Annotated in this window: 19 protein-coding genes and 1 tRNA gene; 6 read left to right on the top strand and 14 right to left on the bottom strand. The window is 41.3% G+C overall.

The window, feature by feature from the left end; genetic code table 11:
- Positions 1-94: 94 nt before the first annotated feature.
- From flgE to NH153_RS17990, 6 genes are all read right to left on the bottom strand, one after another.
- Entirely contained in the window at positions 95-1,462 is a 1,368-nt protein-coding gene (gene flgE / locus NH153_RS18015) for a flagellar hook protein FlgE (protein WP_063706523.1), read from the bottom strand.
- 52 nt (positions 1,463-1,514) lie between these two features.
- Positions 1,515-2,198 carry a flagellar hook assembly protein FlgD gene (locus tag NH153_RS18010; protein WP_063706521.1) on the bottom strand — a complete coding sequence of 228 codons (684 nt, stop codon included), beginning with the start codon at positions 2,196-2,198 and terminating at the stop codon, positions 1,515-1,517.
- 13 nt (positions 2,199-2,211) lie between these two features.
- The gene (gene flgC / locus NH153_RS18005) at positions 2,212-2,643 is read right to left on the bottom strand and encodes a flagellar basal body rod protein FlgC (RefSeq protein ID WP_063706519.1); all 432 of its coding nucleotides are present in this window, start codon (positions 2,641-2,643) and stop codon (positions 2,212-2,214) included.
- A gap of 2 nt (positions 2,644-2,645) precedes the next feature.
- On the bottom strand, positions 2,646-3,056 hold the full coding sequence (gene flgB / locus NH153_RS18000) for a flagellar basal body rod protein FlgB (RefSeq protein ID WP_063706517.1): 411 nt from the start codon (positions 3,054-3,056) through the stop codon (positions 2,646-2,648).
- A gap of 135 nt (positions 3,057-3,191) precedes the next feature.
- Positions 3,192-4,022, bottom strand: a complete 831-nt coding sequence (locus tag NH153_RS17995) for a CheR family methyltransferase (protein WP_063706515.1) — start codon at positions 4,020-4,022, stop codon at positions 3,192-3,194.
- Positions 4,023-4,043: 21 nt separating this feature from the next.
- The gene (locus NH153_RS17990) at positions 4,044-4,976 is read right to left on the bottom strand and encodes a chemotaxis protein (protein WP_063706513.1); all 933 of its coding nucleotides are present in this window, start codon (positions 4,974-4,976) and stop codon (positions 4,044-4,046) included.
- 142 nt (positions 4,977-5,118) lie between these two features.
- On the opposite strand from NH153_RS17990, the gene flgA reads away from it, so the two are divergent.
- The 3 genes from flgA to flgN all read left to right on the top strand — a co-directional run bounded on the left by flgA (position 5,119) and on the right by flgN (position 6,646).
- A complete protein-coding gene (flgA, locus tag NH153_RS17985) occupies positions 5,119-5,823 on the top strand; it encodes a flagellar basal body P-ring formation chaperone FlgA (protein WP_063706511.1) in 705 nt (234 codons plus the stop codon).
- Positions 5,824-5,901: 78 nt separating this feature from the next.
- Entirely contained in the window at positions 5,902-6,222 is a 321-nt protein-coding gene (flgM, locus tag NH153_RS17980) for a flagellar biosynthesis anti-sigma factor FlgM (RefSeq protein WP_063706509.1), read from the top strand.
- Positions 6,215-6,646, top strand: coding sequence for a flagellar protein FlgN (gene flgN / locus NH153_RS17975; protein ID WP_063706507.1), 432 nt, complete (start codon positions 6,215-6,217; stop codon positions 6,644-6,646). The genes flgM and flgN overlap by 8 nt, the downstream gene beginning before the upstream one ends.
- Positions 6,647-6,776: 130 nt before the next feature.
- Here flgN and NH153_RS17970 read toward each other — a convergent pair whose 3' ends face one another.
- Positions 6,777-7,235 (bottom strand): LPP20 family lipoprotein, encoded by a 459-nt coding sequence (locus NH153_RS17970; protein WP_063706505.1) that lies wholly within the window; start codon positions 7,233-7,235, stop codon positions 6,777-6,779.
- A gap of 110 nt (positions 7,236-7,345) precedes the next feature.
- Between NH153_RS17970 and NH153_RS17965 the strand changes: the two genes are divergently transcribed.
- Positions 7,346-8,536 carry a flagellar assembly protein FlgT gene (locus NH153_RS17965; protein WP_063706503.1) on the top strand — a complete coding sequence of 397 codons (1,191 nt, stop codon included), beginning with the start codon at positions 7,346-7,348 and terminating at the stop codon, positions 8,534-8,536.
- Here the strand turns inward: NH153_RS17965 and NH153_RS17960 are convergent.
- Positions 8,519-9,418 carry a LysR substrate-binding domain-containing protein gene (locus tag NH153_RS17960; protein WP_063706501.1) on the bottom strand — a complete coding sequence of 300 codons (900 nt, stop codon included), beginning with the start codon at positions 9,416-9,418 and terminating at the stop codon, positions 8,519-8,521. The two genes, NH153_RS17965 and NH153_RS17960, sit on opposite strands and share 18 nt — an antisense overlap.
- A 109-nt stretch (positions 9,419-9,527) precedes the next feature.
- On the opposite strand from NH153_RS17960, the gene NH153_RS17955 reads away from it, so the two are divergent.
- Positions 9,528-10,259 carry a glutathione peroxidase gene (locus NH153_RS17955; protein ID WP_063706499.1) on the top strand — a complete coding sequence of 244 codons (732 nt, stop codon included), beginning with the start codon at positions 9,528-9,530 and terminating at the stop codon, positions 10,257-10,259.
- A gap of 207 nt (positions 10,260-10,466) precedes the next feature.
- Entirely contained in the window at positions 10,467-11,531 is a 1,065-nt protein-coding gene (locus NH153_RS17950; RefSeq protein WP_063706497.1) for a zinc-binding dehydrogenase, read from the top strand.
- A gap of 24 nt (positions 11,532-11,555) precedes the next feature.
- On the opposite strand, the gene NH153_RS17945 is transcribed toward NH153_RS17950, so the two are convergent.
- The 6 genes from NH153_RS17945 to NH153_RS17920 form a co-directional block, all read right to left on the bottom strand.
- Positions 11,556-11,630: transfer RNA gene (locus tag NH153_RS17945), tRNA-Arg, on the bottom strand.
- 174 nt (positions 11,631-11,804) lie between these two features.
- Positions 11,805-12,470, bottom strand: coding sequence for a FlgO family outer membrane protein (locus tag NH153_RS17940; RefSeq protein WP_063706495.1), 666 nt, complete (start codon positions 12,468-12,470; stop codon positions 11,805-11,807).
- A 3-nt stretch (positions 12,471-12,473) separates the two neighbouring features.
- Entirely contained in the window at positions 12,474-13,148 is a 675-nt protein-coding gene (locus tag NH153_RS17935) for a FlgO family outer membrane protein (protein ID WP_054562231.1), read from the bottom strand.
- Between the two features lie 14 nt (positions 13,149-13,162).
- Positions 13,163-13,756, bottom strand: coding sequence for a FlgO family outer membrane protein (locus NH153_RS17930; protein ID WP_055020737.1), 594 nt, complete (start codon positions 13,754-13,756; stop codon positions 13,163-13,165).
- Positions 13,757-13,810: 54 nt separating this feature from the next.
- Positions 13,811-14,413, bottom strand: a complete 603-nt coding sequence (locus NH153_RS17925) for an SPOR domain-containing protein (RefSeq protein ID WP_063706494.1) — start codon at positions 14,411-14,413, stop codon at positions 13,811-13,813.
- Positions 14,414-14,426: 13 nt separating this feature from the next.
- On the bottom strand, positions 14,427-17,384 hold the full coding sequence (locus NH153_RS17920; RefSeq protein ID WP_063706492.1) for a fimbria/pilus outer membrane usher protein: 2,958 nt from the start codon (positions 17,382-17,384) through the stop codon (positions 14,427-14,429).
- Positions 17,385-17,391: the final 7 nt, after the last annotated feature.

The raw sequence follows: 17,391 nt of genomic DNA, 5'->3' as shown, positions 1-17,391 counted from the left end.
TGAAATAGGAGAGAAAAATGAGCTGCTAGAATGAAAAAAGGCTGCCAATAGAGGGAGCAGCCTTCGTGTCGGATTATGCTTAGAGCCGTTAAGATTAACGGATCTGTAGGATGTTTTGTTGTAGCGTTGAGTTAACCTCAAGCGCACGTGAGTTAGCTTGGAAGTTACGCTGCGCACTAATCAAATCAACAAGTTCATTCGTTAAGTTAACATTTGATTGCTCAAGTGCTGATGAGTTGATTGAACCTAAAGTACCTGAACCTGGTTCACCAGCAATTGGCTCACCTGACGTTAAACTCTTCTTCCAAGAAGTATTACCTACTTGCTGTAAACCTTGTGAGTTCGAAAAACGAACCATTGCAACTTGACCTAAGAACGAGGTATCACCATTACTATACGATGCAACAATTTTACCATCAGAGCCGATATCAATACCCGATAGACGACCTACCGTCGCACCGTCTTGCTCAAGTGCTTTCACTTCAAAGTTACTTGCATATTGAGTTGGTACTTTATTCGCTGTTGCCGCTTCATCACGCCAGTTCATTGTTACATCATCTGGGAAGCTCGCACCATTAGAAAGTAAATCAGATAGACCTGTTGCAGCACCGGCACCATTTGGTAGGGTTAAAGGATTAAAAGTTGTATCTGTATTTGCTACACCATCCGTGCTAAGTGGTAAACCGCTCGCATCAAATTGGAATGTAGTTAATGGAGTATAAGGTGTTGTTGTTTGCTCTACACCACTAGAATCAAATGGCTTTTCATCAAGTGTTGCATACACTTCCCACTCATTCTCATTACCTGTAGTCGCTGAGTCAGTTTTCACAAAGAAGAATTGTAAAATATGTGGCTCACCTAATGAATCATATACAGTTGTCGACGTTGAACTGTTGTAAGTCGCACTTGTTTCAGGATCAAATGGTGTCACTGTTGGCGCAGAGGCACGCGAATCAAGGTTAAATGATGAGTAAACATTCGTCGTTGCACGCGGTGAACCTGAAGCATCAGGAATTTGTAGTGCAGATGAAGTACTTAAACTAACAGAGGTTGTATCACCGGTTGCTTCATCAACAGGGAAACCTTGTAAGTAATTGCCGCTCGCATCAACAATAAAGTTATCTTTATTAAGTTTGAACGCACCAGCACGCGTATAAGTAAAGTCTTGTGCACCTAAGTCATTAGCCATTGCGAAGTAACCTTCACCCGTAATCGCTAAATCTAAAGAGTTATTTGTGAATGATAACGAACCTTGGTGGAATTGCTGTGCCACCATGGTTGTTCTTACACCGTCACCATTTTTTGTTTTACCAGAGCTAAATACTGATGATGCGTACACATCAGCAAACTCTGCACGAGACTCTTTGAAGCCCGTAGTATTCACGTTCGCAATGTTATTTGCGGTAACGTCTAAATCTTTTTGCGCGGCTGCTAAACCTGTTAATGCAATATTGAAGCTCATAACTCACCTCTAACCTATCTCTTAGCCTAAGCTAACCCAAACCTTTTTTTACTTATGCGATTTCAGCTATATCAGTCAGCCTAACCGCACCCTCTTTTGTATTTACGATAATGCCGCTGCTACCATTGATATTGACACTTTCAATATTTTTAAAGGTCGCCATTGGCAGGCTGCTGTAGTCACCATTTACATAGCCTTCAGCACTGATGTCATACTCACCTTCAGGGAGTACATTGCCATCGTTATCTTTGCCATCCCACTCAAAACGCAGTGCACCTGCTGACTGAGATCCTAAATCAATGGTGCGTACTAACTGGCCTGATGAATCTGTAATTCTCAGCGTCAGTGTTTCAACCGCTGTTTCTGCAACCACCGAGCCTTTTGCTGCATTTTCACCATCAAAATCAATGGTGTCAGATTCAAGCAGTGCTTGTTTTCCCACAAGTGTTGAAGCTTGTAATGCAGAGTTCGATGTCATTGACGCAGTGAGTGAATCAAACTTTTCATTTAAGTTTGAAATACCTTCAGCCATAGTGAAGTTCGTCATTTGCGCAATCATTTGATCGTTATCTGCTGGATTACTCGGATCCTGGAACGACAACTGCTGTGTTAACAACGAAAAGAAATCTTCCTGAGAAAGCGTGTTGTTGTCTTCTTCAGTTGTTTGCGTATTGCTTTGATTCCAACGCAAGCTATCCAAATAGGATGATGATGCAGAGCTGATGTCGTTACTCATAACTTATCCTCGATTACCGTTGTCCTAACAACAGTGTTTTACTTAACATTTGCTTAGCTGCATCAGCAACTTGCACATTTGTTTGGTAAGAGCGAGAGGCAGAAATCATATTTGCCATTTCTTCTACGACATTAACGTTAGGTTTGTAGATATAACCGTTTTCATCCGCACTTGGGTGGTTCGGGTTATATTCAATTTGTAGTGGCTTATCGCTCTCTACAATGCCTAACACTTTAACGCCTACAGAAGAGCCCTGAGGATTGCTTTGTGATGATGACGCTTTAGTCAACTCAGCGGCAAAAACAGGATGGCGCGCTCGGTACGTTTTGTCTTGGCTAGAACTAATCGTATTCGCATTCGAGATATTACTGGCTGTGGTATTTAGGCGAACATTTTGCGCGGTCATACCGGTTGCTGAAATATCAAAAACATTATACAAACTCATGATTAAGCTCCTTGACTACCGAGGGCTTTTTTAAGGCCTGAAATTTTACTACTCATAAATTGCAGGCTTGCCTGATACTCTAATGAGTTTTGTACATACAAGTTTCGTTCCACTTGTATATCAACAGAGTTACCATCACCTGTATCTGCTTGATTTGGCGTACGAAACATTTCTGCACCACCAACAAAACGACTGCCTCCGGCAATATGTTTTGCATCGGTTCGAACCATGCTGTTGCCGCCCTGTTGGTTGCTTTTTGCCGCTTTTAATGCCGAGGCAAAATCGATATCTTTCGCTTTGTAGCCCGGCGTATCAGCATTAGCGATATTTGTCGCTAATAACTCAGCGCGTTGTGAACGGATCAACATCGCATGAGGATGAACACCAAATGCTTTATCAAAACTGATAGCCATAACCATCTCCAAAAAATTGACTCTACAGGGGATAATGCAAAAGGTAAGCCAAAAATAAAGAGTGATTTTTAATTATATAAGATGTTGAAAAATAGGTTTATTTAGCAACCTAAGAACTAGGTTGCTAAGGAGAGTTTACTTTTTCTGATAGATGATACCCGGGTTACAACGAACCATATCAAAGCTATCACTTAAGCCCGCCATTGACTCTGACGCACCTAAAAACAGGTAGCCTTTTGGGTTTAAAGCTTGCGCAAACTGTGCAATGATTTTCGCTTTTACTTCCGGTGAGAAGTAAATCAACACATTGCGGCAGAATATAATGTCAAACTTGCCCATTAAAGCGTATGAATCCAATAAGTTTAAATGTCTAAAGCTGACCATTTTTCTTATTGGGTCAATAACCTGAGCCATTCCATTGCCGCTGTCTTTAAAGAATTTTTGACGTCTTTCCATCGACAGACCGCGAGCAAGTGCCAAGGCGTCATACTCAGCATTTTTACACATATCAAGCATGGTATTAGAAATATCAGTGCCAATTATTTGCGCACCCATTTTTAATACTCCCGGATTTTTAGACTGAAACTCGGCAACCGACATGGCAATTGAATACGGCTCTTGCCCTGATGAACTTGCCGCTGACCATATTTTAAGTGGCCTACGCACATCTTTAAGCTCAGGAAACAGCTTAGTTTTCAATAATTCAAACGGGTATTGATCACGAAACCAAAGCGTTTCATTGGTGGTCATCGCATCAACCACAGCGGCACGAAGCTGCCTCTCGTGAGGACTTAAAGTTTTACTTACCAACTGTGATAATGACTCAACATTAAAGCGAGCCATCAGCGGTGCAAGACGACTTTTAACTAAATACAGTTTGTTGTCACCAAGCACGATGCCACATTGTTGCTCTAAGAAAGAGCGGAATTGATCGTATTCGCTTTGTTGTAAATGCTTATTTTCCAAAGTAATACCACCTATAAATAATTAATCACAATGAACCCACTTTTTCACAGCTGTTGCTAATTCATCTGGGTTAAATTTTGCAATAAAATCATCGGCACCTACTTTTTCGATCATTGCTTGGTTAAATACCCCACTTAGAGAGGTATGCAAGATCACATGTAAAGGTGATAATTTTGGATCTGCTTTGATTTCGGCGGTCAGTGTATAACCATCCATTTCTGGCATTTCTACATCTGATATCAATAAGCCAACGCGCTCAGTGATATCATTTTTACAATCCAGCTGAGCAATCTCGCGTAAACGTAGTAATGCTTCTTTACCGTTTTTAGCAAGCTCAGTTTGCACACCTAACGGTTCAAGCGCTCGTTTCACTTGATTTCGAGCGACCGCAGAGTCATCTGCAATAAAGACGATACGCTCACCTAAATCACGCTGAATTTCGCCATCACCAACAACCTCAGCACTCACTTCGGTGTTCACTGGGCAAATTTCATTTAAGATTTTTTCAACGTCAAGAATTTCAACTAACTCGTTCTCAATTTCTGTGACTGCTGTTAGGTATGAATAACGACCAGCACCTGATGGTGGCGGCATTATTTTTTCCCAGTTCATATTAACGATACGTTCAACACCGCCAACTAAGAAACCTTGCACTGAACGGTTATACTCGGCAATGATGATAAAACTGTCTTTAATGTTTTCGATTGCAGGGCCACCCACAGCCATCGATAAATCAATCACTGAGATAGTCTGACCACGGATATGCGCAACACCACGAATGTACGCATTTGATTTTGGCATGTTAGTAAGTGGTGGGCATTGCAGAACCTCTCTTACTTTAAACACGTTGATACCAAAGCGTTGTCGCCCTCTGAGTTTGAATAATAGTAATTCAAGGCGGTTTTGCCCAACCAACTGAGTACGCTGGTTAACTGAGTCTAAAATGCCTGCCATTTCAATCTCCTAAAGATAAACAATCAGAGCTGGAACAATAATTGCCTTCTTTGTGTTAAAGCTACATAAGGTTACGAAGCGTCTGTTTTTTGACGCAAAATATTTATACCTTGTTTTCAACAATAAGCATAGTCGAAACAATATGAGTTTGTTAAAAAAAAGCCGAAGATACAGTGTTTTTTATTTTCTTACTAGCCTGTTGTTTGCAACACAACTACAGGCTGAAGTTTATAATAACGAGCAACTTCAACAAATCGCTGTCGATTTTGTTAGTGAACAGCTCCCTGATCTGGACACCACACCGCAAATTAGTGCTTTACCATTAGATGGTCGCATTCCAGAGAGACTGTGTGAGTCACCAATAAACAAAGAGTTACCGACAGAGCCTCCTTTTAATCGGCAGGTAACTGTACAACTTAAGTGCCAAGACTTAAATAGTTGGACCCAATACGTTCACGTTCGCATTATAGAGCTCGAACCTGTGGTTGTTGTTACCACTAACTTAGCACGTGGCGAGGTTATTCGAGCAGAGCACTTGCGCCTAGAAATGAAACCTAAACAATTTGTCAGAACGCAATATGTACAAGATGAGTCTATACTCATTGGCAGTCGCAGTAAGCGCAATTTACGTGATGGCACACCTATTGTTATGAGCCAGGTTTGTATGGTTTGTAAAGGCGATAACGTTACTATTTATGCTTCGTTACGCGGTTTGAGAATTAAAACCACGGGAATTGCTTTAGAAGATGGCACGTTAGACGAATTAGTACGTGTAAAAAACAAAAAATCAGGTAAAGTATTAAATGCACGTGTGGATGGGGTCGAGTCTGTACAAGTAAATATTTAATTTTTTATATTTATGCTAAAGTATCCGCTGTGCCCGCCGATATAAAGGCATATGTTGGGTAATGTATAGGTCAAAATTATGGTAAGCAATGTCAATAATGGTCAACAACAAACTTCTGTGTTGACAAATACCAAGCAAAAAAAGCTTGATTTACAAAAAGATAATGCTAATGCAGCCGCTGCGAAATCGGCCGCACCAAAAGCAAGTGCAGATTCTGTGAGCTTAACTCCTCAAGCTAGACAGCTTAAATCTTTGCAAGAAAAAGCTGAGCAGTCATCAGGCTTCGACAGCAACAAAGTTGCTGAGCTGAAAAAAGCAATCAGTGAAGGTAAATACCAAATTGATGCTGAAAAACTAGCGAAGAACATCGCCGCATTCGAGTTTGATGTGTATGGCTGATCATAATCATTTAATTGCTAGCAAACTAACACAACAAGTTTCGTGCTTGGAGTCTATTGCTGCGCTTTTAGATGATGAACTGACAGCCATTGCTGCAAAGCGTGGCGAAGGATTAAAGAGTATTGCCCAACAAAAAATCTCTTTGCTCCAGCAAATTCAAACAATTGATAAAGATGTCCAAAAACTTGTCGCACACAACGAATCGCAAGATGACGAAGTAAGTGCACTTATCAAACAAGTAAACACCCTACTGACTAGCTGCAAAAAGAAAAACGATGTAAACGCTCACGCGGCCCATCAAGCACAGCTAAGTGTTAAGCAACTTAAAGATATTTTAATCGGCGCTCCATCATCGATGACCTACGACCAAGGTGGCAGCGTAATTCAAGGCGATAAGAAAATCGTTCACAACTTGAAAGCCTAAATGTCATTTCCATTAAAAAAGCGCGACAACTAATGAGTTATCGCGCTTTTTTAATGCTCGCAGAATTTGCTGAACTTATGCTTTGAACTTACGTTGCAAACCAATAGGTTACAGCTAGACTAAGTTGCACCTAATAATACGTTACTTTTTTCACTTGGCGTGGCTTTACTTCACCAATGTATAAGTCGTGTACTCGTTTCATATCAAGCTGTAATTCAGTTGCGTAGGTATCCCCTACTGCGTAGGTTTTAATAACCTGCGCCCCTTTGATCACACCTTGTACTTGGCTTTGTAATTGATCGTTATGAGCAACACTGTTTTGTACTGTGGTGCCTGCGGAAATTTTTTGCCCGTAAACTTGCTCAGCAAGCTCGCGATACGCTTCAAGCTTTGAGGCTTTAATCGCAAGTAAAGTACGCTGCGATTCATTGCTACCTGGTTGAGCACTAATTGGTGCATACCCCACCGCTTTAAGCACTGGGTAGCTATCTGGCTCAATGTAAGTGTATTCTACATGTTTATCAAAAATACTACTGCAGCCGGTCAATGCTGCGCAGGCAACCAGCCCACCGAATAGAAGTGCTCGCATAATTTGCTTCCGCTTAAAACTCTTTGGCTACAAATATGCACGTTTAATGCCACTGTGGTACAGTCCTTGCTCATTTAGGTTATTCATTGGTTTTAATGCTAGGTGTCAGCATGAAAAATAAAACAATAGCCAGCTTAAAAGGTCTTGGCTTAGCCTTTACAATTTTGTTTTCTAACAATAGCTTAGCTCAGTGGTTTGAGTCTACAGGCCATGCGGTTGTGAAAAATGGCGATACAAGCCAAGCCAAATCTGCCGCTATTAAAGATGCCATAACTCAGGCTTTAGTGTTTTCTGGGGCTCGAGTAAGCTCTGTTCAGACTCTAGTTGACGGGGTTTTGACACAAGATCAACTGAAAATAAGCAGCCACGGTGAAATCCAAAAAATAGAATTGATCAGCGAAGACCGCCATAACGACACCTATGCCATCACGCTTCGCCTCGATATTTTTGCTCAAGCTGAAGAATGCCCAGCAAACCAATACACCAAATTTATTGCCGTAACACAAAGCCAACTTGCCAATCGCGAGCAAGCGCGTATGGGCCAAATTTTTGACGTAAATAAAGCCATCAGTGAGCACTTATATGCCAGCTTAGGTAATACGCAAATGGCGGCTAAACCGACAGCCTATTACAATATGCCGCTGCGAGTAGACCATTTTTTCACTCAGCAATACGATTACAGTAACGCGCTACTTGAGGAGATCACTAGCCGCAGTAATTCGCAATATGTATTACTGAGCCGTATTCGTGATTTATCGGTTAATCATAAGATCAACAATGACTATGCATTTTGGCAAGATGATAGTTTCAAACGTGCATACAAAGTGGATTATGTATTATTTGATGGCACCACTTACGAAAAACTCTGGCAGAAAAGCTACCAAACAGAAGGCATTTGGCCATACAAAAAAACCGAGATCATCGATGTTTACAGCGACCGATTTTGGGCAACCGATTATGGCCAAGCTATTAGTGATATAAACCAAACCCTAACCTATGACTTACAAGCCGCCATGGCCTGCTTGCCCACGCAAGGTAAGATACTGCATATCGAAAACGATAGACTGATCATTAACCTAGGGAAGGCTCACGGCCTTGAACAGGGAGAGGTTTTAAACATTGCGCATCATAACTACTTAACGGATGCACAGGGTAATAAACTCCCCCATAAAATCACTACACTTAATCAAGTAAAAGTGACTCAGCTTTATCAGCAATCAGCAGTGGCCATGAGTATTGATAAGCAACCACTGCCTAATATTCAAATAAACGATATTGTTGAATTAGCTGCTAGCAAGTAAATGAGCTTGTAAGCCTTCATGAGCATTTAGCCAACGGGCTAATTGCTCTACACCGGCTATGTGCGGGTAATGCTTGCGTGTTGCAATAACAACTTGGCGTTGCTGGTTTGGTGAGATAGCTAAATACTTCACCCCTTCACGTGGTGTGCATGCCAGCTTAGGAACAAAAGTTACCCCATCATCCATTGCCACAAGCGCGAGTAAGGTTTCTATACTATTTCCTTTATATTGGTTCGAAACTTCAACCCCAGCAGAAAAGCAAAATTGCTCGGCTTGCTCTTTAAAACAATGCCCTTCGTTTAACATTAATAAATCACATTCATGCAATTGAGCTAAAGCAACTTCAGCGTGTTTTGCTAAAGCATGCTGCTCAGAGACTGCGACTAAAAAGTCTTCTTTATAAAGTGGCGACACATGATACGGTGCCAAGCCTGCCACATCTGCAACAATTGCAATATCAATCTCACCATTATCCAGCGCCACCAGCGTTTGCGCTGTTTGCATTTCTATAAATGAAAACTGGGTTTCACTAAAGGCCTGCTTCATCGAGGTTAAGAGTGTTGGCAGTAAATAAGGTGCAATAGTTGGAATAATACCCACATTTATTTTCCCTTTTAGAGGGTCGTGTGAGCTGGCGGCAATTTCTTTAAGCACTTGAGTTTGTTCTAGGATCAGCGTGATTTGTTTAAGTAATTGCTCACCTTGCACAGTCAACGTAACCTGTTTTGTAGAACGGTCAAAAATGATCACTCCCAGCTCTTGTTCAAGCTTTTTAACTTGCCCACTCAGTGTCGGCTGGCTGACATAACAGGCATCGGCTGCTTTTCTGAAGTGCTTATATTGTGCCACCGCTTTTACATATTCGAAGTCTTTTAAATTCATACCACACCACCAATAGCTTTTACCTATCATACTAATACAAACAAACGATTGGAGCTATCATAAATTAAATCGCATAATGGCACTCAACAAATCAAGAGGAATTAAAACAATGTTAAACAATATCGAAGGCCAAAAAGTACCAAACGTTACATTCGCAACACGTGTAGACGAGCAGTGGAAATCAATAACCACTGACGAAATTTTTAAAGGTAAGACGGTTGTGCTGTTTGCATTACCTGGCGCATTTACACCAACTTGCTCATCAACTCATTTACCACGTTATAACGAGCTAGCTGCTGTATTTAAACAAAACGGTGTTGATGAGATTGTTTGTATTTCTGTAAACGATACGTTTGTAATGAATGCGTGGGCACAAAACCAAGAAGCGCAAAATATTACCCTATTGCCAGACGGCAACGGCGAATTTACTGACGGCATGGGTATGCTAGTCGATAAAAACGACTTAGGTTTTGGTAAGCGTAGCTGGCGCTATTCTATGCTTGTAAAAGATGGCGTTATCGAAAAAATGTTTATTGAGCCGCAAAAGCCAGGCGACCCATTCGAGGTGTCGGATGCAGATACCATGCTTGATTACATCAACCCTGCACAAGTAAAACCAGAATCAGTGAGCATTATTACCAAACCTAATTGCCCATTCTGTACAAAAGCTAAAGCGCTACTAGATGCAAAAGGGTATGTGTATGAAGAAATCGTATTAGGTCAAAACGCATCATTAACGAGTTTAAAAGCGATTTCAGGTCGTGAAACAGTGCCGCAAGTATTCATTGGCGGTGAGCACATTGGTGGCTCTGACGATTTAGAAAAGCACTTTGCAGCTTAAAGAAAGGGAGCCTTGTTGCTCCCTTTTGTATTTTTGGCCAATTATTAAAAGCGCCTCAACTTAATAACCCTTAGCCCCTGTATAAGCCTCTCATTGGCGCAATTTGTTCTATTTCTGTCGTAAAAAGTCAAGATATTCACTAGCACTATGACTTAGTGTAGAGAATACCGATGAAGGACTTCCTTCACATTCACAGAGGACACACATATGAGCCAAATGAATTCTGTTGCCATGCAAAATGGCAAGCTGCATGTAAAACAAATTGATATCCCTACTCCTGGACCCGGTCAAGTACTGGTAAAAAGCCTAGCGTGCGGTATTTGCGGTTCAGATATTCATATTACCCGCCACACCAGCGATGTATTCGATATCTATAAAAACCTCGGCATCATGGCAAAAGATGCAGGCGATGACCAAGAAGTGTTATTAGGCCATGAATATGCGGCTGAAATCGTTAGCTACGGCCCCAATACAAAAGGCGAATTAGCGACAGGTACTCGTGTCACCTCAGTGCCTATTTTACTTTCAGCTGGCGGCGCTGGCGTAGGTGTAACCCCTGGGCTATATGGTGCCTATTCTGAATACTTTATTGTTGATGAAGCCTTGCTATTACCTATTCCTGATGCTGTTCCATCAGAAGCAGCAGCCATTACAGAGCCTCTTGCCGTTGGCCTACACGCAGTAAACCGCGCACAAATGAATAATGATGATGTAGCCATTGTCGTTGGCTGTGGCCCAATTGGCCTTGCTGCAATTGCCGCGTTAAAGCTTCAGGGCGTAAAACACATCGTTGCCTCCGATCCACAAGAGAGCAAAAAACAAATTGCCCTTGAATTTGGCGCTACAGAATATGTTAACCCTATGGTTGATGATGAAGTCGCTAAAGCCGCAGCACTTGCGGGTAATAACAAGGTGGTTATTTTTGAATGTGCCGGTGTAAGCCGTTTATTAAACGACTACATTTTACGTGCGCCAGCAAAAGCAAAAATCATTGTAACAGGTGTACATACCGCGCCACTCAACGTTAACTTTGCCTATGCCACAGTAAAAGAGTTAGACCTTATTTTCTCTTATTACTACCAGCCAGAAGAGTTTGCACAATCACTTGAGAACATCGCGTCAGGCAAAATTGCATGGCAAAAAATGCGCACTGGTAAAGTCGGCATCGACGGCGTACAAGGTGCCTTCGATACGTTATTTAAACCAAACGACCATATCAAAATCATCATTGAACCATGGCGCACAGGTGAGCTTGAAAAAGTAACGGGTTAATTTAATTGGGGTTGCTGAGAAACTTGGTAGCCCCTACAGGAATCGAACCTGTAACTGCCCCTTAGGAGGGGGCCGTTATATCCATTTAACTAAGAGGCCACTCGAAAGCTGAAGTAAAGCTTATAGCTTGTAGCTTGTAGCTTGTAGCTTGTAGCTTGTAGCTTGTAGCTTGTAGCTTGTAGCTTACGTAAAAATTATAACGGTCTAAGGCTTTGGTAATCAAGAGAATAAACCAATCGACTTGTGAGTAAGCCGATTGGCAAAATAATGAGGCTAGTTAACGCGAGCTGTTGCTGATTGGATTGACTCATGTTTTAGCACAAAATATGGGATCACTTTTTGTGCGCTGGCAATAACCAGCTTTGAGTTTAAATTAATTACTCGGGCATTCACTTCAACTCCATTAGGGCGGTATATCAGCGTGCCTGTGAGTACATGGCTAGCAATGCGACGCTCAGCTAACTCTTCTACATCACGCGACATCACAAAATCACCATGTGAGGTTACAGTAATGACATCCATCGCTTTAAAATCCACAACGCCAAAGCCAAATTTTTGCAGCTGATACATCATTGATTCGGCAAGTTGGTTACCAAGCTGAGAGCTGGTTTTTAAGCTCGCATCTAAATCCACAAAAGTGGTAATGGCAATACCTAAATCGCTTTCTTGTTGCATGGTATCCACTAACTCAAGCGCCATTTGCTCGACATAATTAACAACGGTTTTATGATGTTGATAAGGCACAAACAGGCGATGGTTAGCGTTATCCTGCTGCATATCTTTTTGTTCAAGCACTTGCAGCATAGCAACGTAATCGACTTGAGTGCTTGCTGATGCCGGTGCATGTTGAGCTGTATTTTGCGGCTCTGCTGATTGCTCTGGCAGCAATTGGCAGCCAGAAAGCACGAGCGTTAACGATGCGAAGATAAAACCTTTCATAGCTTACTCACTTGCTTGTTTTAGTGTAATGCCATCACTTCGATTAGTACTATCCAGGGCATCAACCACTGACTGTGGGATAAAGCCTTGCGCCGACCCAACAACCGCTTTGCTTGCTAAGCCAACAATACGCGCATTCACGAGCACACCACTTTGATGATTAACCAAAGTACCTGCCAATACATAATTGAAGTTTTGGTCTTGGCTAAGCTCTAAATAATCACGACTGAAAACATAATCACCACTTGGCGTAACACGCATATAATCCGTGGTTTTAAAATCAATGACAGGCACACCAAACGCGTGAAGTTCATGAATAAAACTTTCGGCAATTTGATTACCTAGCAAATTTGTTGAGTTGTAATCTGCATCAAGGTACACAAAGCTTGAAACAGCAACTGGTGTGTTATCACTAACATATTGCAAGTTTTCAACTAAGTCTTGCATGATGCCACGCACATAGTGATTGATATTCTTACGTGTTGGGGCTGCTGTAAAAGTGCTGTTATTCATTACCGCCTGATTGGTTTGAAACACACTGTCATTACTATGCGGCGCGGCAACTTCTCTTTGCGCAGCTAACTGAGGATCATTTTCGTGTTGTGTTGCATCACCAGTTAACATTGATGAGCAACCAAAGCCAAACGGCAAACATAAAGTTAAAATTAAACGTTTCATTAAATGAGTTCCTCTTAATATTCGCTTCGATACAACTGGCCATCACGTTGCTGAACTTTTTCAGCGCCCCACATTACATTGATAGGGATCTCAGTGCTTGCTGCTGACACAATTCGCAGATCTTTGGTATTCACTAATCGGGCATTTACTATGTAGGCATGTTGTTGCCGCGTCAGTGTGCCGGTAATAACAAAGTCAATATTCTGACGTTGACGTAAGGTATTTACATCACGACTAAGTACACTATCGGCCGATTGCTGCAAATTTAAAGTATTTTCTAATCGATACTCAATGGTATGAAAACCAAGCTGAGTAAATTGCGTTAATAAACTTTCTTGAATTTGCTGACTCAAGCCACTGCCCTGATCTTCTGCTAAATCAGTACCTAAGCCATCAGCCATATAAAAACTGGTCACAGCAATACGTGCATTGCCTTTGTAAGGGCCTTGAATACGGCTCAGCTGACTACTTAAATCAGCAACGTATTGATGCACCGTATAAGGTGCCATCGGCGATTTTGGGGTTTCTCTAGGGGGCGTTTTTTGTGGCTCTTCAGTTAAGCTACAACCCACCAACACTAAAAAAACTGAATAAAATAACAGGCGCATAATTGCCATCCTCACTAAACTTAGTAAGTACAAAGCAATAATTATGCCTAAGTATTATTGTTGATGGGATAAATCAAGTGGATTCTGCACATAATGTGATACCAAGCATGCCACACCGACTGATGCTAACTTTTTACAATCATTAGTTGCTTGCTGCTTTTGTTGATATGCACCTATTTTTAAGCGATGGAAAGTGCTGCCGTTCACTGTTACGGACTCTACATTAGCAATAAACTGGCCATTAAATAGCGCTGGGGCTTGTTTTTTAATTTCAGCAAGGCGAGCTGTTAGTCGAGGTATCTCTGTTACGGAAGCAAGTTGTAGTGCAAACTTAGCTGTAGGCTCGGCTATAAACTGAGGAGCGGTTACTGGTGACTTTTTTGCCTTTACAGGCTCTGCTTGCTGCGCATTTAATAAAGTAAGTTGTTCAGTGAGTAAGGTTAACTCACTTTCAATTGAGAGCAAACGTTCTAGCTCTGGCTTCATTGCTTGGAATTGCTGATGCGATTGCCTCAGCTCCAGAAGCTCTTGTTGGCTAATTTTTACTAAGTTTTCTTCACTCACTTTTGGCTCTGTCACGCTTTGGCAACCAATGATAGGAGTCACCAGTAAGACTAACCATACTTTCTTCAGATTTTGAAAAGTAGTAAAAACCATAATTTGCTCCTTGCTAGTGTTGAACTTGCTGTTCAGTTACGTGGCATTTAATTGCTTGTGATATTAGCTGCGCACATTGCTGTTCAAGCTCATTTGCAGATTGTGCGTCAAAGCCAACTGCAAGCGTGTAGTGTGCATTTTCTTTATCGTGAATGTAGAAAGCGCTCTGAAAGCCTTGTTGTGTTAAACGCTGTTTCACCAATGAGTAATACACCTTTAATATTTTTAGTGAATTAAACTTGCCAATACTCGCAATGTAGCCCTGACGCTTTTTAAGTGGCCGCAAAGTAATATCAACCCCCACCAGTACATCACCTTTGGGCGATAATTCTATTTTGTGTGTTTGATTACTTACCAGTGACTTTTGGCCTTGGTATTGTTTATCAACAATCGCCTGATACTTACCGGGTTTAATATCAGTAAACAAGTAATAGCCATCATAAGCCGCTTGTGTAATTGCTACATCATTGCCTTGTTCATCCACTAAGGTAATTTTGGCATAGGGTTGAACATTCGTCCCTTGCTCTGTCTGCTGATAAACGGTGCCTTCGATTTCGCTAGCATTATTTACTGGATAATCCATGTACTCAACGAAACCAGCTCGTGGTGTTATGGAGAAACCATCGTGGGCGGGTATCATAAAAGGGTCAGCAAAACTGTCACGATCGAGCACGATATCTGTTGTGCGATTAGCTGGCATAGCTGAAAGAATCGCAATACCTTGTTCATCGGTAATAGCTTGGCGATAATTTTGTAAGCCTTTTACTTTAACACCCACCAAGCCCTTTTCATTGCCATCTTTAATGCCATTATCATTTTCATCTAAAAACACATTAACCATCAAACTACCAGTATTGGTCAATGTTCTATTACTCATAAATGGCTGATTATATTGACTATCAAAACCAAAACTAAATCGACTATTTAAGCGAATTTGCCACTGATCATTACTATCGTAATTAACATTACTGCTTAAGTTAATCCTGTCATTTTGCCACGTTAAACCTAATTCAGCGGACTGAACATCGTAATCTAGAGAGTCCCTTAAAGTTAGCTCTGCTTGTAGGCTTGGGCCCAAGCTTCTGCTAAACTCAGCTTCATAACTTGCTATTTCACTAACGGGAGAGAGTCGATAATTAACCCCAAACCGACTATACACTCTGCCCAGTCGTGTTTGTAAACGCGTCGTACCATCAACACTTTCTTGCCCAACACTTAAGTCTTGCCACTGCAATAAATTATTTATAGAGACGTTTGCATAGCTGTAATTTAAACGATTATAAATTTGTTTTAAATCAACGCTTTGTGCATGTTGAATCAGAAAGTTGTTTTGATAATTGAGCCGCCCAAAATCATTTTTCATCAGCTCACCTGACATATCAAACTGATAGCTCTTGAGCGTTATATCTCGACCATTCTGATTATCAGTACGGTTCGTTGCGCTAAATAGCAGAGACTGATCAGCCAATTTAGTTCGTGTTGTTAATTCAAATTCGCTTTGTTGTTGATTATTTTCTTCATATTCAAGATTAACCAATAACCTGTCTAACAGGCTAAGGTTCGTTCCAAGAGCAACATGATACAGCTCATCTTGCTCTCGTTTTTGCGCCATGAAGCCTGAATACATGGCAATGTTATCACTCACACCATATTGGTATCGCCCCGCAGCAACCCAGCCCTGATTTACACTATAGTTACTGTTGCCCAATAACTGCTTGCCTTGCTCTGAAACAGATAGCTCATAGACTGCTTCCCCTTGTTCAAGCTGCGTGCCATCAATGTAGTAATATTCAGTTTTCCGCTCTACTTGTCCTTGTGGACCATAAAAAATCAACTCAAAGTTGTTTTCACCGAATAGTAAATCAACATCAGCAAAAACATAGCGTCCATCGGTCAAACTCAACTGCTGTTCAATTAAAATACCATTACGATATAATTCAACATCCCAACCAGGCTGCACTGCACCGGTTAGATTCACCCGATTATTATCAATAGCTTGCCCAAGTTGATAATTCGATATTTTAACCCCACGACCATATTGGTTGTTATAACGGCTGCCAACTTGCGTAGCTGTTACATCCCCTACTTCAATAAGACTTGCAGCAAGTGGACCTAACAATTGATTATTCACATCTTGCCTAGAGAAAGTTAACCTTGAGTTGTTCAGCAAGTCATTCTCACGACCCGCTAAAAAGTATTCCATCGTTAAGTAAGCAAAGTCTTGCGAGCCAAGTAATGAGTAACTTGTCTGGCTGTTATCATTATCTTGGGTATAGTTCAATTGTAAGTCAGCCACAGGGACAGATAAGGCCTGATATGGGCTTGGTTTCCAAGGTAAAGTTGCTTGCTTTTGGCTACTGTAGCTTTGCAGTTGTTTTTTATGACGCTGCGCTTGCGATGCAACAGGATAAACAGACTCAGTTTCAATATGTAACTCTAAGCTTGCGTAGTCAGAGCTGTGCTTAAATTCAAAAGCATCAGCAAGTACTGCAGCTTCTATATAAATATCATCGTCAACACTAATTTGTTGCTCAGTAAGCTGCCACTTCTTGTTATTTGTAATCAGCTCTTTTTGTGCTGTTAATTGAAAAGTGTTATTACTATTGATGAACCAACCTTCTGCACTCTTGGCCGATAAATCGACATTAATTGCTAGCTGTAAGATATCAACTAGCCCTGAAAGCCCCAATAAAATGTCTTGATCAGACTTAAGGGCAAAAACCTCACCGAGGTAATTTTCATTTAAATAAATTGAAAATAGCAAAAACTCCCCAGTCGCAATTCGCTGCTGGGTGACTAAGGTGTGTGCAGAATTATGTGTAGGCTTAGATTGTGAAACATGGAGCTGTTCGCCATTTAACTTAGCTTTTATGGCATTGAGTCTAGCTAGTACATCCTCTGTACTCACAGTCGAATTAGCAAAGCTGATAGGACTTAATAGCATAAGCCCTAACGCAAATAAGCGATTCATAAATGTT

It is taken from the genome of Pseudoalteromonas gelatinilytica (genome assembly GCF_001641615.1).
In the GTDB taxonomy this organism is placed as follows: Bacteria; Pseudomonadota; Gammaproteobacteria; order Enterobacterales; family Alteromonadaceae; genus Pseudoalteromonas; species Pseudoalteromonas gelatinilytica.
Note: the sequence above shows the minus strand (reverse complement) of the source record. Positions and strands in the feature narration are given on the sequence as shown.